Genomic DNA, 17707 nt, shown 5'->3' on the forward strand with positions numbered 1-17707 from the left:
AACCGCCAATGATATGACTACGGAGGACGATCAGGGGCCAAGCCATTTCATAAGCCTCGATGAGCCGACATTTCCGGATAATTCGTGAGAGATGCGGTAATCGGTACAGTCATACTCGTCGCTAAACTCGGCAAAATCTGGTAACAATTGCGGTAGTATGACGGTCTTTCAAATTCCTTTCATTAAAAATACGGATAGGTCTTGATGGATGGCCAACCGACAACCACCGCCCTTGCAGACACGCTGACTACGTTGGGCAGCTTTGGCCTGCTCGACCTGTCCCGGCAACAGCGCAACCTCCTGCTACTTCGCCCGGTATTCCAGCTTGAGCGCTATAAGATGATGCTCGGGGACGAAAGCAGTTCAGACCGCAGCCTCTTCCAGGGTGTCGACACGCATTACCTTGCATTGTCAGCACTGGATCAGATGATGGAAGCCACCACGGTCTCCAGTGGAAGTACTTCGACAGAAATCCTGACGCATCTTGCCGACGTCGCAATACGGATGAAACCGACACTCTCGGCGCCTCAGGCTCGGCGCGTAGCGGAGGTCATTCTCGATGCACTGGACAACAAGGCCAACAACCATCGCGAGTTCAGCTTCGAGTATTTTGATGCCCAAAGCGCGAGCACCAACAGCATCCAGTTCCGCCTTGTACGGTTCGAGCCCGACGCCGAAGATGTATATCGGTACCGCCCAACGGCGGAAGGCTATCTGGTCTACCTCGGAATGTTGGATCTCTCGCCGGAGGACTCCCAGGAACTGTTGGAAAAGATGCTGGACCTTCTGGTCCAGCGCGGGCGCTTCGATGCCGCTCTGGAAATCGCACGCCGTGCGCGCAAGCTATCCATTGAGTACCGTCAGCTCATTCGCGATCGCCTCTACCAGGCCTATCGCGCTCCAGGCAGCGTCAACTGGAGCCGAGACATGGCCGGGCGGATCGACGAGGCGCGGACGCACGTTCGTCAGCGCCAAGCCGAAGACGCCCGGATGGAGGAAGCCGTTGGCGAGGCCCTGCTTGGCGCCGATGAACCGAAGACGCGCGAGAGTCTCGTACAGCTGAAGGAAACCATCCGTAGCGCCAGCCTCATCCGACTACAGCTTGTCACTGATATCAACGTAGCGCCCGAACGTTTCATCGAGGCGCAGCGCGCGGTCTTCCGTGCACGCAAGCCCACCGGTCTCCCGGACCTTGAGCCGCAACTCCTTCCGCAACTCGTCAACCTTCCGACCCAATTACTCTCGGCAGAAGCGGACGTCTTCATCAGTGCACTATACCCACCGGTGTGGCCAAGGGTGTACGACCTGAACTCGGTGTTCGCCCTGCTACTAGAGCAGCGTGGGGAAGATGCAGAGGTCGAGACTGACCCAGGCTCGATTGAGAAGCTCGAACCCCTGCCCGACCAGTTTTCGAAGGAACTCGTGCTACGCGCCAACGACTGGCTGGCAGGCAAGTTTTCCGCCGGCCAACGGCTGCGCATCGACCAACTGCTGGATGCCGCCGAGGACGAAGGCCTAGACCGGACGACGCGGCGGTGCCTCGTTCTCATCCTGTTCCGATCGTTCGCGCGGTCTGAGAGCGAGTTCAAGAACGTGAGCGTCGAACTCACGGGAGACACCTTCCATCTCGACATCGCTCAGGGCAGTGCTCTCGAGTTCGTTCCCCAGGGAGAGTCAGAATGAATATAGAACCTACCGTGCGCAACGCTGCGCGACTGACCTACAAGGCGCTGCACACGACGTTGTCGCCTATCAATGACTCGGAGTACCGCGAGCTGCTTGCCCTGTGCAGAGCAGACCCGACATTCAGACGCTACGTCGAGGATGTCGCGGCCGGCATGGAACTGCAGATTCTCGACTTGAGCGAGCAGCGTGGGCTCATTGTAGTTCCGGCCTCCAAGGATAGCCGCTTCGCAGTGCGTCTCACGGATATCCGCAGCGGCATGACTCCAGACCAGAAGGCTGCGCTCGTGCTTGCCCACATCGCCATCGCGGCGGCCTTCTTCCCAACGACTGATGGATTGGACGATGACAACTACTCCCCGCCCCCGGCGTCTGTGGCCACCTGCCGCGACACACTCTATGCACTGGCGCGGCGCCTGAAGGAGACATCTGACCTTCCGCCGGACGTGCCACCTGAGCTTGCTCCCGGCTGGGAGACAATTTCAGCACTTCCAGTAGCAATCCCGTCCGGTCAGCGAGCGTCGCATGCCTCGGTTGTCGGCGTCGTCAAGATTGCGCTGAACCAGATGTCGCAGAACGGCCTTGTTCGGCTTGACCGCGACGCGGAAGACGAGGCGGCTGCGACCTACACGCCCACCTTTCGGCTGCGTGTGCAGTTGCGAGAACTGGCGTTGCGGCGACTTTACGAGATGGCGCAGCTTGCTACGACCGAGCGCAAGGCGGCGTGACCATGCAGAAGATTTCCCGCATCCACCTGGGCAACTGCGGCTACCGCACCGCATGGTACGAAGGGATGACTTTCGAGCTGACCGACCCGGACAGCGGCCAACCCACCGACACGCTCATCAACCTGGAGAATGGCGGTGGCAAGACCACACTCATCGGGCTTGTGTTCTCGTGCTTCGAGACCGCTCAAGAGAGGTTTCTCAAACACATCCAGAGCAAGCACAACACGTTCTCTCAGTACTTCACTCACGATGGCGTACCTGGTTTCATCATCGTTGAATGGCTCATGCCGTCCAGAATGGCAGGAGGCAAGCCCTACCGTCTGGTGACCGGTCAGGCGGTCGCGGTACGGTCGCACACCGAGCCACCGGAAGTCGACCGCATGTTCTTCTCATTCGAGGAGCACGCCGACCTCGGCCTGGTAGACATCCCGGCCCCAGGTCTGGCGCAGCCCACGTCGTCCTCCATGCAGGAGTTTTCTCGCTGGCTGCACGCACAGCAAAAAAAATACTCGGGTGACGTTTTCATCAGTCACAACCGCCAAGCGGAGTGGCAGCGGCATCTGAAAGACGAGCGTCTCATTGACCTGGACATGTTGCGCATGCAGGTCAACTTCTCGGCACAGGAAGGCGGTTTCGACACGGGTTTCCTCGACTTCAAGACGGAAGGCGAGTTCCTGCGCAAATTCCTGAATCTGACCAGCGACACCACGAAGGCCGACGAGGCACGGAAGCTAGTGGTTGCGGTATGCGAGAAGCATCGCCGTAAGCCTCAGTTCCAAAAGCGTCGTGATGAGCTAACCAAGTTCAGGGCATCACTGAACGCTTTCGCCGAGTCTGCTCATCTGTATCTTGAGACGCTTGCCGCGCAGCGCTCTATGCTAATTCGGGGCGCTCAGATGGTCCAGGCCTTGCAGGCCCGGGCCGTCTCCTTGTGCCTTGACCACGACCGAGAAGTGAAGTTTGAGCAGACCCAGCGAGGACTGGCCTCGGCTGCGCTCGCGGACTCGACGTCGTACACAAAGGAGCACGCGACGGTCACCTGGGCCTGGCACCAGAAGCGCAGCGCTCAGGCGAAGGCTCGCAAGGAGGCTGCCGATGGCCAGGTAAAGAACTTGGAGCAGGACGAACGACTCATTCGAGCGGCGCGGCTGCAGAAGGAAATCGTCGGCGTCGACGAAGAGCTCAAGGAGCTTGACGCGCTGGCCGAAGCCGAGCGCGCGAATCTCAAACCGACGAAGGACCACGTCGAAACTCAGGGGGCGCTGCTGCGCCGAGCACTGTTCAACGAAGAGCAGCGACTGAAGGTAGCGCTCCAAGTGCTCAATGAGCGAGCTACCGCGCGTGAGGAAGAACGAACGGCCCTCCGCAAGCAACGAACTCAAGCCGAAGCTGACGAGCTCCGCCAGGTAGGGGAACGTTCGAAGCTTCAAGCGGCCGAGGAGTCCTACACGCGTCGTAGGCAAGCTCTTGAAGCGGATGGTGCCTTTCTCGGACCCGATGAGACGACTGCGGAGGCGCTTGAACGACTGAATACCAATGCTGCAACTGCGGCTTCCGAGCGTGACCTGCATCGAGCATCGCAGCAACGCTGCGCCAAGGAGGCACGAGAGCATCGACAGTCCTCCGCAGCGGAGAACGTCCGCGCGGCCGAGTTGGCCGCCAAGGCACGGGCACTCGGCGAGTTCATCGCACGAGGAGAAGCCGAGCTCGAACGCCTGGCACAGCTACCCACTCTTCTGAATGCCGTCGAATCCGACCGCGTCGACCCGTTGTCCGCGGCCTTGCCTGCCCGCCTGCGCGAGGTCGTCTCTGAGTCGGCACGACAAGTGTCTGTGGGAGACGTTCGCTTGGCGGAGCTACGCGCCACCAAGCAGGCTATTGATGAGACCGGGGTTGCTGGCTACAGCATCGACGTTGCACTCGTCGTCGAGACACTTCTACAGGCAGGAGTGCGCTCGGCGAAAGCCTATAACGAATACATCTCACGCGCCTTACCGGACGCCTCCAAGGCGCAGGCGCTCGTCGCCAGCGACCCCGCCCGCTTCCTCGGCGTCTCCGTGGCGTCCACGGAACTTGATAAGGCCAGGGCCATCTCCTGGGAGGCACGGCGGCCTACGCGTCCTGTAGTGATATCAGCGACAACCCTTGAGCCTGCAGCGCAACTGGCGGAGCGCTTGGTCGTCCCTGCCGAGGACGATTCGGCCTTTAACGTCGAGGCTGCCGCCAAGCTGGGCTCGAACCTCGAGATCCGGGTCTCTGATGAAAACGAGCGTCGGTCCGCGTATCAGGAGCGCCACGACCAAACGCTGAAGGCTATCCACGAGCTGGATAGGTATGCGAAGGAATTCGGCGACGGAAAACTTGGACGGGCACGAGCCGACAAGGTGGCCCTCGAAGAAGACGCTGCCGCTGCGACAGCACGCGCGGAGTCCCTCGAATCGCTCTCGCTTGAGTTGGATGAGAAGGCTCAAGGGCTGGAGCTGCAAGCCCAAGCCGCCGATGCGAGACGCCAGGCTGCACTTTTATCTTCCGAAGCAGTTCGCACGTTCCAGAACGAACACGAAGCCGGTCATGCGGAGCGCGTCCACCGACTGGCGGACGTAGCACAAGGCATCACCGCAGCACAGGAGAGCAAGTCCGCAGCCGATGAGGGCCTTGAGCGACTGCAGCGTGAACACGACCGCGACCACGGTTTGCGCGTGAGCACTGACCATGAACTCAAGGTCGCAGGCGAAGAGCGTGCGGGCGTTGCGCACTACGACAAGGACTATCCGGCTCACGAACAGCTGTTGCAGAACCCGCGACCGGTAGAGACGTTGCGCCGCATTTACAGCGATGCGGAAGCGGCCTATCTGGTCGAAGAAAGGGAGCGACTCGGGCTGTTGGCACACAAGCTGGAAGATGCTCGAAAGCGCCGTGAAGACAAGGCCAAGGAGTTCACCCGCGAATACAAGGGCGTTCAGATGGCGGACCTTGCTGCCTTTCTGAACGTAAACCATGAAGATGCGTTAGCCGACGTCGAGACCGCACTGGAGGCGGCCAAGCCAGAGCAGGTGAACGCTGCTTCAAATCTGCAGGTCGTGAACGGCGAGTCAAGAAAGTGGTTGGACTCAAACAAGACGAACCTCGGCCCCGCGGTACCTGCTCACGAGGCTTTGGACCTGGATGCTCTGGCCGCTCTCATGGCTGAGGCCGAGAACCGCGTGAACGCGGCGTTGGAAAGGATGCGTGCGGCCAACGAAGCCGCGAACCAAGCCGCGGACAGAGCCAATCGGAAGCGCACAGCCGCGGAGGCGGACGGGAAGGTTGAGGCGCTGCTGCGCAGCAGCATGGGGTTTGAAGACAAGCCCGATCCAGTGCTCATTGCAGCGGAAATCGGCGCCCAAGTGGGAATGACCTTAGAAGTGCCGGACCCCGACAGTCTCGTTCTGGAGGCCGACGCCAGCAACCAAGTCAACGCGCTGCTAAAGGACTACACGGGGAAGAACCAAGGCGTCAGCAAACTGCAAACCAAGGCTCGCGCTGCCTTCGACCTCGTCAAGGCGGCTGCGTCGGAGCAGTCGTTCCGCGAGGTCGACCCCGATGTTGCGCAGCAGATGGTCGCCAACGAGTTCGGTGCCGCGTGTACGGACGCGAAACGGCTCCTAGAGCATCTGGACGACCGCATCGCGACGACCGAGGCAACACTGCGGTCGATGCAAGCTGACTTCGATGCCTGCGTCGAGGAGGTTCTCGCCGTCGTCCGCTCGGCCATCACGACGCTGAATCGCGCGACGAGCAAGGACAAGTCAGTGCCGGTGGGTGCCCCATACGTCGGTGGCAAGCAAGTCCTGAAGATGCGGGCAAACTTCGGCTCAGTGCCAGTTGAGACGCGACGCCAGACTCTCAGCGCCTACCTCGACACGTTGGTTGATACAAATGTGTTCCCTCCGCGCGGTACAGACTTCATCGCCGACGCTGTGGCGCGCGTTTATGGGCGTCCGCTAGGACTGCAAGTCCTGAAGATGTCCATCGAGGAGACAGAGCAGTACGTACCGGTTGAGCGGGTTTCGAACTCCGGTGGCGAAGGCGTCGTCATGGCGATGTTCCTATACTTGGTCATCAACCAGTTGCGGGCTGAGAACCACGCCCAGGTATATCGCATTGCCGGTGGGCCGCTCATCCTCGACAACCCGTTCGCGAAGGCCACCAGCCCCACCATGTGGCGCGCCCAACGGCTGCTGGCCGAGGCCATGAACGTCCAATTGATATTCGCCACGGCACTTCAGGACTTCAACGCTCTCGGCGAGTTCCAGCGATTCATCCGCCTGCGCCGCGCCGGACAGAACAGCAAGACAAGACGCTGGCACCTTGAGTTCGCTAACCTGAAGCTCAACAACGTACCCGAGGAGTTGGCTTGAGCGAGTTCCTTGAAGCGCTGCTATCATCGCCGCGCAAGCGTGTGCCGCTCGACGAGCTGCGCCGGCACTACTTCTCGCTGTACCCAGATGTCCAGAACAGCCCAGACCGTGGTGTGCTGCTGCTGAGGGCGCTGAAGGAGCTAGAAGCTGACGGTGCCATCTCGCTGCCGGCTACCAGAAGTTGGGAACAGGCCGGCTCGCCCGCTCTTCCACTTTGGGTCACGTTGAAGAGTTCACCTCGCTCCAAGGCTTCTGTCAACTATGCCGACGTGATCTGGGCGCCGGAGCTGGGGTTCTGGCCAGAGTTGAGGCCATCGCAGTTGCCATCGCTACGGCCCATCAATGACTTCCTACTCCGACGCCGAGGGGCTTTCTCCCCGGTTCCAATCAAGGAACGTTCCTTGGAAATCTTCGGCGACGAGAAGCGGCTCGACAACATGTGTGTCGGAGACTTCCTCTTTGGTGGGCGACTTCCAATTTCCGTCATCGGTTGCTTCCGAGTGCCCCAGCCGCTGCCGTATCGCAAGGTTGATGCGCCTGGCAAGTCCGTACTCGTTGTCGAAAACCACAACACGTACTGGAGCTTCGCCGAATGGAACGAGGCCACGCGACGATACACGGCGGTCATCTATGGCGGAGGTGAAAACTTCAGGCTCACTGGGCGAGCGTTGCGCCAAGCGATACAAGAAACAGGAGCTTCTTCAGCGGAGTACTTTGGCGACCTGGACCCGAAGGGCCTGTCAATTCCCGTGGACTTCAACCGTTCCGTCGAACCAGGCTATCCGACCGTTTCTGCAGCGCTCCCGTTGTACCGCTGGTTGCTTGCGAACGGAGTGCGGCGTGAAAAACCCGAGTGCGCAACCTATGTAGCAGGACTGGCGGCTGCCTGGCTCGGCGCAGAGCTCGCCGCAAAACTAGAAGCAGTTTGGTCTGCAGGCATGTGGCTGCCTCAGGAAGCGCTGGGCACTGAACAACTCCGTGCTGATGCCATTGGCGTCAGGGCCGCCCCCGGCGGCTTGGACGGCTGAGCGTCAAAGCGCATGGCTTTAACAGGTCAAGGATACCGTCGGCACCGCTGACGGTATCAAGCAAGCCCATCCACATGTTGCCCGCATATACCGTCAGAAATACCGTCAAATGACGGTTGCTCGGTTTCCGCGCAGGGCGCAGGCGCAGGTTGACAATCCCTCTAGCGATCAAGGACTTACGGACCTGCGCTCGGCAATTTAGAATCGGGCACGCGTGATTTACCGATCAACACAACCCATTGATTCAAAAGGGAATTCCAAGAACCTCTATTCCCACTCGATCGTCGCCGGCGGCTTGCCCGAGATGTCGTACACGACCCGGTTGATCCCGCGCACCTCGTTGATGATCCGGTTCGACGCGCGGCCGAGCAGCGCGTACGGCAGGTGCGCCCAGTGTGCGGTCATGAAGTCGGTCGTCTGCACGGCGCGCAGCGACGTCACGTAGTCGTACGTGCGGCCATCGCCCATCACGCCCACCGACTTGACCGGCAGGAACACCGCGAACGCCTGGCTCGTCAGGTCGTACCAGGTCTTGCCGACATCGGCTTCGCCGCACAGGCCGGCAGCCGCATCCTGCGCGGTCGCGGTCGTGTTGCGCAGTTCCTCGATGAAGATCGCGTCCGCGCGGCGCAGCAGGTCCGCGTATTCGCGCTTCACTTCGCCGAGAATCCGCACGCCGAGGCCCGGGCCCGGGAACGGATGGCGGTACACCATCTCCGGCGGCAGGCCGAGTGCGACGCCCAGCTCGCGCACTTCGTCCTTGAACAGGTCGCGCAGCGGCTCGAGCAGCTTCAGCCCGAGCGTTTCCGGCAGGCCGCCGACGTTGTGGTGGCTCTTGATCGTCGTCGCCTTCTTCGTCTTCGTGCCGCCCGATTCGACCACGTCCGGGTAGATCGTGCCCTGCGCAAGCCACTTCGCCTTCGACAGCTTCTTCGCCTCGGCCTGGAACACCTCGACGAACTCGCGGCCGATGATCTTGCGCTTCGCTTCCGGATCGGTCACGCCGGCCAGGTGGCCGAGGAACTGCTCGGATGCGTCGACGTGCACGACCTTCGCATGCAGGCGGCCTTCGAACATGTCGAGCACCATCTTGCCTTCGTTCAGGCGCAGCAGGCCGTGGTCGACGAACACGCAGGTCAACTGATCGCCGATCGCGCGATGGATCAGCGCGGCTGCGACGCTCGAATCGACGCCGCCCGACAGGCCGAGAATCACTTCCTCGTCACCGACCTGCTCGCGGATCTTCGCGACGGCTTCCTCGATGTGGTTCTTCATGATCCAGTCGGGCTTCGCGCCGGCGATCTGCAGCACGAAGCGCTCGATGATCTGGCGGCCCTTCACCGTGTGCGTGACTTCCGGGTGGAACTGCACCGCGTAGTAGCCGCGTGCCTCGTCGGCCATGCCGGCGATCGGGCAGCTCGGCGTCGACGCCATCAGCGCGAAGCCCGGCGGCAGCTCGGCAACCTTGTCGCCGTGGCTCATCCAGACCTTCAGCATCCCGTGGCCTTCGTCCGTCTTGAAATCCTCGATGCCGTCGAGCAGGCGCGTATGGCCGTGCGCGCGCATTTCCGCGTAACCGAATTCGCGGTGGTCGCTCCACTCGACCTTGCCGCCGAGCTGCACGGCCATCGTCTGCATGCCGTAGCAGATGCCGAGCACCGGCACGCCGAGATCCCACACGGCCTGCGGCGCGCGCAGCTGGTGGTCTTCGTACGTGCTCGCATGGCTGCCCGACAGGATCACCGCCTTCGGCGCGAACTCGCGGACGAAGTCGTCGGACACATCGTTCGGATGGATTTCGCAGTAGACGTGCGCTTCACGCACGCGGCGCGCGATCAGTTGGGTGACTTGCGAACCGAAGTCGAGAATCAGGATTTTGTCGTGCATGGCTGCGGACGGGATGAAGAGAATAAGAAAAGCAGCGCATCGTTTGCATCGTGCGCTGCGTCAAAAGCATGGACAGCGGCGTCGGGCGGAAGGCAGCACGCGCGACGCATGGCCGGTTCAATCCTGCATCGGCGGGCGCTCGTCCAGCGCGACGTCGCTTGACGCCTTGCCGGACGCGGCAGGCGCGCCGGACGGTGCGGCCGCCGCTGCGGTGGACGTGGCCGCCGGGCGGGCAACGACCGGCTCGGCCCGCTGCGGCGACACCACCGCCGGCTCGGCCGGCCGCTGCGCGGCACGGCCTTCGAGCGCCTGCGCCCGCTCGCGCCGGCGCACGGCCGATGCGAGCCGCACGCCGCCGAGGCCGAGCACGATCAGCGCGACGCCGACCGCCGCGGACAGCAGCTGGCCGGCCGCCGCCAGCGCCGGACCGTGCGAGCCGATCGACCAGACGATCGTCAGCGCGCCAGTCAGCCAGTACACATGGCCGACCGCGCGCGCGACGGGCGCCGTGAGATCCCCGTTGAACGCTGCATGAAACGCGAGCCACGCGAGCCCGAGCAATGCGATGCCGAACGCCTGGCCGAGCATCGCCGGCTGGACGTTCGCAAGCTGCAGCGCGTTGAAGAGCGACTGCCAGGGCGTCAGCACGAACAGCACGCCGAACGCCAGCAGCAGCACGGCATCGACGATCAGCACGGCTCGCAGCAGCGGTTTCATCGGCGATCAGTCCACGTGGTAGTTCGGCGCTTCCTTCGTGATCTGCACGTCGTGCACGTGCGACTCACGCATGCCCGCCGCCGTGATCTGGACGAATTCGGCCTTGTCGTGCAGCTCGTCGATCGTGCGGCAGCCGCAGTAGCCCATGCTGGCGCGCACACCGCCGACCAGCTGGAACAGGATCGCGTTGACCGAACCCTTGTACGCGACACGGCCTTCGATGCCTTCCGGCACGAGCTTGTCGATGTTCGCCGAGTTGTCCTGGAAGTAGCGGTCTGCCGCGCCGTCCTTCATCGCACCGACGGAACCCATGCCGCGATACGACTTGTACTGGCGGCCCTGGTACAGGAACACGTCGCCCGGCGCCTCTTCGGTGCCCGCGAACATGCTGCCCATCATCACGGCGTTCGCGCCGGCCGCGAGAGCCTTCGACACGTCGCCCGAGAAGCGCACGCCGCCGTCGGCGATGCACGGCACGCCCGTGCCCTTGAGCGCTTCCGCGACGTTCGCGATCGCGCTGATCTGCGGCACGCCCACACCGGCGACGATCCGCGTCGTGCAGATCGAACCCGGGCCGATACCGACCTTGACCGCGTCCGCGCCGTATTCGACGAGCGCCTTCGCGGCAGCAGCCGTCGCGATGTTGCCGCCGATCACTTCGACGTGCGGGAAGTTCTGCTTGACCCAGCGAACGCGCTCGAGCACGCCCTTGCTGTGGCCGTGCGCGGTATCGACCACGATCACGTCGACGCCGGCCTGCACCAGCAGCTCGACGCGCTCTTCGTTGTCCGGACCGACCCCGACCGCCGCGCCTGCGCGCAGCTTGCCGTGTTCGTCCTTGCACGCGTCCGGGTGCTCGGTCTGCTTCGTGATGTCCTTGACGGTCATCAGGCCGCGCAGTTCGAACGCGTCGTTGACGACCAGCACGCGCTCGAGGCGGTGGCTGTGCATCAGCGCCTTCGCTTCGGCGAGCGGCGTACCTTCCTTGACCGTGACGAGGCGCTCGCGCGGCGTCATGATCGACTTGACCGGCTCATCGAGGCGCGTTTCGAAACGCAGGTCGCGGTTCGTGACGATACCGACGAGCTGCGGGCCTTCGACGACCGGGAAGCCCGAGATGCCATGCTGGCGCGACAGCGCGATCACGTCGCGCACCTTCATTTGCGGCGGCACCGTGATCGGGTCGCGGACGACGCCCGACTCGAAACGCTTGACCTTCGCGACTTCGCGGGCCTGCTCGCTCGGCGTGAGGTTCTTGTGGACGATGCCGACGCCACCCTGCTGGGCCATCGCGATCGCGAGGCGACCTTCGGTGACCGTGTCCATCGCAGCGGACACGAGCGGCATGTTCAGGGAGATGTTGCGGGTCAGCTTGGTCTTGAGGCTGGTGTCGCGCGGGAGAACGTCGGAGAAGGCGGGAACGAGGAGCACGTCATCGAAAGTGAGTGCTTTTTGGATCAGACGCATGGCAAATCCTATGGGCGCAAAAGCGAATTATACGCGAAGCGCCGTGAATTTTCACAACACGAACAACGGCTTAGCCGGTTTCGGCCGTTCGGGGGCCGAATCGTTCGGTTCCCCGTTCGGTTCGTTTTCGATCCGGTTTCGTTTTGGACGCCGGCGTGTCCGTTCGCGCGCCCTCACGCCAGCCCGGCCACGCGGGGGGTGTGGTGCTAGATTAGTGCCGGGCCACGAACGGCGGGAGTGACAAGTGTGTCGGGATTCGGATGGATTCGCTGATCACGGCGGCCGCGCGCGCGCTCGCGGCCGGTGACGCGCTCGGCGCGCTGAACCGCGTCGCGCTGCGCGACGATGCGCCGGCGCTCGCGTTGCGCGGAATCGCGATGGCGCAGCTCGGCGATTTCGAACGCGCGAAGGCGCTCGTGCGCAGTGCGGCGCGCGCGTTCGGCCCGAAGGAGACCGTGGCCCGCGCGCGCTGCGTCGTCGCGGAAGCGGAGATCGCGCTCGCATCGCGCGAGCTCGGCTGGCCGGCCCGTGCGCTCGACGCCGCGCGCACTACGCTCGAAGCGCACGGCGATCACGTCAATGCGGCGCACGCACGCCACCTCGAAGTGCGCCGGCTGCTGCTGATCGGGCGCCTCGACGACGCCGAGCGCGCGCTCGCCGGCCTCGATCCGGCGCCGCTGCCGGCGGCGTCGCGCGCCGTGCACGAGCTCGTCGCCGCGGGCATCGCGATGCGGCGCGTGCGGCCCGGCGCCGCGCGCGCGGCGCTCGCCCGCGCACGCCAGGCCGCGCAAGACGCCGGCATCGCCGCACTGACGGCCGAGATCGACTGCGCGCGCGGCATCCTCGACGCGCCGGCCGCCCGCCGGATCGCGCCCGGCGGTGCGCGGCTCCTGCTGCTCGACGAAGTGGAAGCGCTGCTGGCGTCGGACGCCGTCGTCGTCGATGCGTGCCGCCACACGGTGCGCGACGCGCGCACGACCGTGTCGCTCGCGCGGCGGCCCGTGCTGTTCGTGCTCGCCCGCGCGCTCGGCGAGGCATGGCCGGCCGACGTGCCGAGAGACGCGCTCATCGCCCACGCGTTTCGCGCACGGCACGCGGACGAATCGCATCGCGCGCGCCTGCGCGTCGAGATCGGCCGGCTGCGCGCGATGCTCCAACCGCTCGCGGACGTGACCGCGACCGCGCGCGGCTTTGCGCTCGAACCGCTCGGCGTGCGCGAGACCGTCGTCCTGGCGCGCCCGGTCGACGAAAAGCATGCGGCCGTGCTCGCGCTCCTCGCCGATGGCGAAGCCTGGTCGAGCTCCGCGCTGGCGCTGGCCCTCGGCGCAAGCCAGCGCACCGTGCAGCGCGCGCTCGACGCGCTCGCGCAGGCAGGCAAGGTGCAGACGTTCGGCCGCGGGCGCGCGCGCCGCTGGATGACGCCGCCGCTGCCCGGTTTCGCGACGACCTTGTTACTCCCCGCCCCGCTGCCGGGAGATTAGGATGACGTTACCGAACGCACTGAACGACGAGGACGGCGACATGAAACGATCCGCGGCAGACATCATCCGGGAATACGGCCCGTTTCCCGGCGTCGACGGCGTACACGGCGTCACGTTCGACGGGAAGCACGTGTGGTACGCGTCCGGCGACAAGCTGAATGCGCTCGACCCGGACAGCGGCGAGACGCTGCGCACGCTCGACGTCGCCGCGCACGCGGGCACGGCGTTCGACGGCCGCCACCTGTACCAGATCGTCGAGGACCGCATCGAGAGGATCGACCCCGAATCGGGCCGCGTGCTCGCGACGATTCCCGCTCCCGGCGGCGGCGGCGATTCGGGGCTGGCATGGGCCGAAGGCACGCTGTGGGTCGGCCAGTACCGCGAACGCAAGATTCATCAGGTGGATCCGCAATCGGGCGCCGTGCTGCGCACGATCGAATCGAACCGCTTCGTCACCGGCGTGACGTGGGTTGACGGCGAGCTGTGGCACGGCACCTGGGAAGGCGACGCAAGCGAGCTGCGGCGAGTCGATCCGCAATCGGGTCAAGTGCTCGAACGGCTCGACATGCCGGCCGGCGTCGGTGTGTCGGGGCTCGAATCCGACGGCCGCGACCGCTTCTACTGCGGCGGCGGCAACAGCGGGAAGATTCGGGCCGTGCGTCGCCCCGCACGCGGCGCGACGGCATCGGCCGAATCGACGGATCAATAGGCCAAGTCTCCCCTGCCGACGACACGCGCGGCGTTCGCCAACGCCGCGCCGCTTCCCGCCGAGTGCAGGAATGAACAAGACGCCTTTCCCCCGACACCGCTAAGATGCGCGCTCGTCAGTCATGTGTTCGGAGCGGTCGATGCAGCGCGGTGTGGTCTACGGTGTTCTGGCAGGCGCCCTGTGGGGCATGGTGTTTCTCGTCCCGCGGCTGCTGACCGACTTCTCGCCGCTGCTGCTGAGCGCCGGCCGCTATGCGATGTACGGCCTCGTGTCGCTCGCGGCCGCGCTGCCGGCCGCCCGCTCGCTGCTCGCGCGGCTGACCCACGAGGATTTCGTCGCGCTCGCGAAGCTCGCGCTGGTCGGCAACGTCGCGTACTACATGTTGCTGTCCGGCGCGGTGCACCTGATCGGCATCGCGCCCAGCTCCCTGATCGTCGGGGTGCTGCCCGTCACGGTGACACTCGCGGGCCTCGGCGACCACGGCGCGGTACCGCTGCGCCGGCTCGCCGCCCCGCTGGCGCTGGTGATCGCGGGCATCGTCTGCATCAACGTCGACCTGTTCACGTCCGAGGCCGCGCATGCGACGACGCTCGGCCAGAAACTCGCCGGCATCGCCTGCGCGGCGGGCGCGCTCGCGAGCTGGACCTGGTACGCGGTCGCGAACGCACGTTATCTGCAGCGCCATCATCGTTTCGGCGGCAACGAGTGGTCGGTGCTGTGGGGTGTCGTGACGGGCCTGATCGGCGCGCTGTGCTGGCTCGGCGTCCTCGCGGCGCCGGCCGGCACGCTGCAGGCAGCGGTGCCCGCGTCGCGCTGGCAGTTGTTCTGGCTGCTGAACCTCGTGCTCGCGATCGGCGCGTCGTGGCTCGGCAACGGGCTGTGGAATGCCGCGTCGAAGCGGCTGCCCCTCACGCTGTCGGGCCAGCTGATCGTGTTCGAAACCGTGTTCGCGATGCTGTATGCGTTCGCATACGACCGGCGGATGCCGCATGCGCTCGAAATCGCCGCGCTGGTGCTGCTGCTCGCCGGCGTCTACGGATCGGTGCGGCGGCATGGCGACACGCACACGAAGGACGATCCGATGAATGCGAACCTCACCGCGCACTGAGCGCGGCGGGGTTTGATCGGACGAATCGGATAAATCAGCGTCGGATCGCGCGAATCAGCGCGAATCCTTGTGCATCCACTTGCGGCCCTCGATGGAGCCGTCGCGGCGCGACTTGTCGACGCGCCGCTGGCGCGCGAGCTTCGGATCGACGATCAACGGGCGGTAGATCTCGACGCGGTCGTGGTCGGCGAGCGGTGCGTCGAGCGGCGCAAGCTTGCCGAACACGCCGGTCTTCGCGTTCGCGAGATCGATTTCCGGGTGCAGCGCGAGCACGCCGCTCGCATCGATCGCCGAACGAACGGTCGCCCCTTCGGGCAGCGACAGCGGAATCAGCGTCTGGCGATCCGGCAGCGCGTAGCAGACTTCGATCGACAGCATCGCGTCACCCCTTTCCGTAGCGCTGGTCGGCGCGCTTCACGAACGAATCGACGAACGTGTTCGCGATGTGGCTGAACACCGGCCCGATGATCTTCTCGAGCAGGATGTTCGAGAACTCGTAGTGCAGCGCGAATTCGATCTTGCATGCATCGGCACGCAGCGCCGTGAAGCGCCACGAGCCCGTGAACTTCTTGAACGGGCCGTCCGTGAACTCCATGTCGATCCGCGTCGGGCGCTGCTGCGTATTGCGCGTCGCGAAGTGCTGCTTGATGCCCTTGAAGTTGATGTCGATGCGCGCTTCCATCCCGCTCTCGTCCTGACGGCGAACCTCGACACCGCCGCACCAGGGCAGGAAATTGGGGTAATCGGCCACGTCGGTGACGAGGTCGAACATCTGTTCCGCCGAATGACGGATCAATACGGTTTTCTGGACATCTGCCATAAATCGCGCGGCATCGCTAAAGGTGAGAACGCAAGCCGGGCGATTCCCGCCCCGCTTTGCTAAAATCGTGATTTTAAACGAGTTGGCCCGATCCTTTCATGAGCATCATCGACAACAGGAAAGCGCACTTCGATTATCACATCGAGGAACGCTACGAGGCGGGGCTCGTGCTCGAGGGCTGGGAAGTCAAGGCGCTGCGCGCCGGGCGCGGCCAGATCAAGGAAGGCTACGTCGTGGTGAAGAACGCCGAGATCTTCCTGATCGGTACCCATATCAGCCCGCTGCCCGAAGCCTCGACGCACATCAAGCCCGACCCGGTTCGCACGCGCAAGCTGCTGCTGCACCGCGAGGAAATCAAGAAGCTGATCGGCAAGGTCGAGCAGCGCGGCTACACGCTCGTGCCGCTGAACTTCCACTACAAGGGCGGTCGCGTGAAGTGCGACATCGCGCTCGCGAAGGGCAAGAAGCTGCACGACAAGCGCGAAACCGAGAAGAAGCGCGACTGGGAACGCGAAAAGGCACGCATCATGCGCGCCGGCACCTGACGCGCCGTTACCTCGCATGAAAAGGCCCGCTCGAAGCGGGCCTTTGTCCTGTGGGGAAGCGTGACGAGCCGGCGGGCGGCCGGACGCGCACTTCATCGCACTTCGTCGCGGCAATCCGCCGCACGCCCGGCGCACGATGCAGCCGCGGCAAGACCGCCGCGGCGACACCACTCAGGCCTTGCCGGCCGGCGTGCCGGCTCCCGCCGGCCCCGCATGCCTGACGATCGTCAGCGCCGACGAGATCGCGGTGCCGAGATCCGACAGGTTCGACGGCACGATCAGCGTGTTGCCCTGCTTCGCGAGATTCGAGAACGCCCCGACATACTGTTCGGCGACCTTCAGGTTCACCGCATCCATCCCGCCCTGCGACTGGATCGCGTTCGCGATCTTCTGGATCGCCTGCGCGTTCGCCTCGGCCACCGCCAGAATCGCGGCGGCCTCGCCCTGCGCCTGGTTGATCGCCGCCTGGCGCTCGCCTTCGGATTTCTGGATCGCGGCTTCGCGCGCGCCCGACGCGAGGTTGATCTGCTCCTGCTTGCGGCCTTCGGATGCGGCGATCAACGCGCGCTTTTCACGCTCCGCGGTGATCTGCGCCTGCATCGCGTGCAGGATTTCCTTCGGCGGCGTCAGGTCCTTGATCTCGTAGCGCAGCACCTTCACGCCCCAGTTCGCCGCGGCCTGGTCGAGCGCCGACACGATGTTGTGGTTGATGAAGTCGCGCTCCTCGAACGTCTTGTCGAGTTCGAGCTTGCCGACCACCGAACGCAGCGTGGTTTGCGCGAGCTGCGTGATCGCGAGCACGAAGTTGCTCGACCCGTAAGACGCCTTCATCGGATCGGTCACCTGGAAGTACAGCACGCCGTCGACCTGCAGCTGCGTGTTGTCGCGCGTGATACAGACCTGGCTCGGCACGTCGAGCGGGATTTCCTTCAGCACGTGCCGGTACGCGATGCGATCGACGAACGGCAGCACGATATTCAGGCCGGGCGACAGCGTCGCGTGATAGCGCCCGAAGCGCTCGAGCACCCACGCATGCTGCTGCGGCACGATCTTCACCGTCTTCGACACGATCACGATCGCGATGACGAGCAGGACCACCCAGATGATCAGCGAATCCATGAAATATTCCCTCCT

At 64.3% G+C, this 17707-nt stretch carries 14 protein-coding genes; 8 read left to right on the forward strand and 6 right to left on the reverse strand.

The genetic code is table 11. The features are described 5' to 3' along the window. The first annotated feature begins 204 nt into the window (after positions 1-204). From WT26_RS13660 to WT26_RS13675, 4 genes are read left to right on the forward strand one after another with little or no spacing between them, the layout of a single operon-like run. On the forward strand, positions 205-1683 hold the full coding sequence (locus tag WT26_RS13660) for a hypothetical protein (RefSeq protein ID WP_059827273.1): 1479 nt from the start codon (positions 205-207) through the stop codon (positions 1681-1683). After that, complete coding sequence (locus WT26_RS13665) at positions 1680-2411, forward strand: hypothetical protein (RefSeq protein WP_059827272.1); 732 nt, start codon at positions 1680-1682, stop codon at positions 2409-2411. The genes WT26_RS13660 and WT26_RS13665 overlap by 4 nt, the downstream gene beginning before the upstream one ends. A gap of 2 nt (positions 2412-2413) precedes the next feature. Then, the gene (locus WT26_RS13670) at positions 2414-6811 is read left to right on the forward strand and encodes a hypothetical protein (RefSeq protein WP_069270278.1); all 4398 of its coding nucleotides are present in this window, start codon (positions 2414-2416) and stop codon (positions 6809-6811) included. Then, positions 6808-7839, forward strand: a complete 1032-nt coding sequence (locus WT26_RS13675; RefSeq protein ID WP_069273103.1) for a Wadjet anti-phage system protein JetD domain-containing protein — start codon at positions 6808-6810, stop codon at positions 7837-7839. The genes WT26_RS13670 and WT26_RS13675 overlap by 4 nt, the downstream gene beginning before the upstream one ends. Positions 7840-8106: 267 nt before the next feature. On the opposite strand, the gene guaA is transcribed toward WT26_RS13675, so the two are convergent. From guaA to guaB, 3 genes are all read right to left on the reverse strand, one after another. Continuing rightward, positions 8107-9726, reverse strand: coding sequence for a glutamine-hydrolyzing GMP synthase (guaA, locus tag WT26_RS13680; protein ID WP_027787108.1), 1620 nt, complete (start codon positions 9724-9726; stop codon positions 8107-8109). Between the two features lie 117 nt (positions 9727-9843). Further along, positions 9844-10443: a hypothetical protein gene (locus WT26_RS13685; protein WP_069273104.1), complete on the reverse strand. Its 600-nt coding sequence runs from the start codon at positions 10441-10443 to the stop codon at positions 9844-9846. Positions 10444-10449: 6 nt separating this feature from the next. Further along, a complete protein-coding gene (gene guaB / locus WT26_RS13690) occupies positions 10450-11910 on the reverse strand; it encodes an IMP dehydrogenase (protein WP_059532318.1) in 1461 nt (486 codons plus the stop codon). A gap of 260 nt (positions 11911-12170) precedes the next feature. On the opposite strand from guaB, the gene WT26_RS13695 reads away from it, so the two are divergent. The 3 genes from WT26_RS13695 to WT26_RS13705 all read left to right on the forward strand — a co-directional run bounded on the left by WT26_RS13695 (position 12171) and on the right by WT26_RS13705 (position 15208). Beyond that, positions 12171-13391 carry a DNA-binding protein gene (locus WT26_RS13695; RefSeq protein ID WP_069273105.1) on the forward strand — a complete coding sequence of 407 codons (1221 nt, stop codon included), beginning with the start codon at positions 12171-12173 and terminating at the stop codon, positions 13389-13391. Positions 13392-13431: 40 nt separating this feature from the next. Continuing rightward, positions 13432-14100 carry a glutamine cyclotransferase gene (locus tag WT26_RS13700; protein WP_069273762.1) on the forward strand — a complete coding sequence of 223 codons (669 nt, stop codon included), beginning with the start codon at positions 13432-13434 and terminating at the stop codon, positions 14098-14100. A 139-nt stretch (positions 14101-14239) separates the two neighbouring features. After that, positions 14240-15208: a DMT family transporter gene (locus WT26_RS13705; RefSeq protein WP_069273763.1), complete on the forward strand. Its 969-nt coding sequence runs from the start codon at positions 14240-14242 to the stop codon at positions 15206-15208. 54 nt (positions 15209-15262) lie between these two features. Here WT26_RS13705 and WT26_RS13710 read toward each other — a convergent pair whose 3' ends face one another. Together WT26_RS13710 and WT26_RS13715 are read right to left on the reverse strand one after the other, a co-directional pair. After that, on the reverse strand, positions 15263-15586 hold the full coding sequence (locus WT26_RS13710) for an RnfH family protein (RefSeq protein ID WP_069273106.1): 324 nt from the start codon (positions 15584-15586) through the stop codon (positions 15263-15265). A 4-nt stretch (positions 15587-15590) separates the two neighbouring features. Further along, on the reverse strand, positions 15591-16028 hold the full coding sequence (locus WT26_RS13715; protein WP_027787100.1) for a type II toxin-antitoxin system RatA family toxin: 438 nt from the start codon (positions 16026-16028) through the stop codon (positions 15591-15593). Between the two features lie 98 nt (positions 16029-16126). Between WT26_RS13715 and smpB the strand changes: the two genes are divergently transcribed. After that, on the forward strand, positions 16127-16573 hold the full coding sequence (gene smpB, locus WT26_RS13720) for an SsrA-binding protein SmpB (RefSeq protein WP_006478511.1): 447 nt from the start codon (positions 16127-16129) through the stop codon (positions 16571-16573). 171 nt (positions 16574-16744) lie between these two features. On the opposite strand, the gene WT26_RS13725 is transcribed toward smpB, so the two are convergent. Beyond that, positions 16745-17692 (reverse strand): SPFH domain-containing protein, encoded by a 948-nt coding sequence (locus WT26_RS13725; protein ID WP_069273107.1) that lies wholly within the window; start codon positions 17690-17692, stop codon positions 16745-16747. Between the last annotated feature and the right edge of the window lie 15 nt (positions 17693-17707).

Origin of the sequence: Burkholderia cepacia, assembly GCF_001718835.1 — a bacterium.
GTDB classification, from domain to species: domain Bacteria; phylum Pseudomonadota; class Gammaproteobacteria; order Burkholderiales; family Burkholderiaceae; genus Burkholderia; species Burkholderia cepacia_F.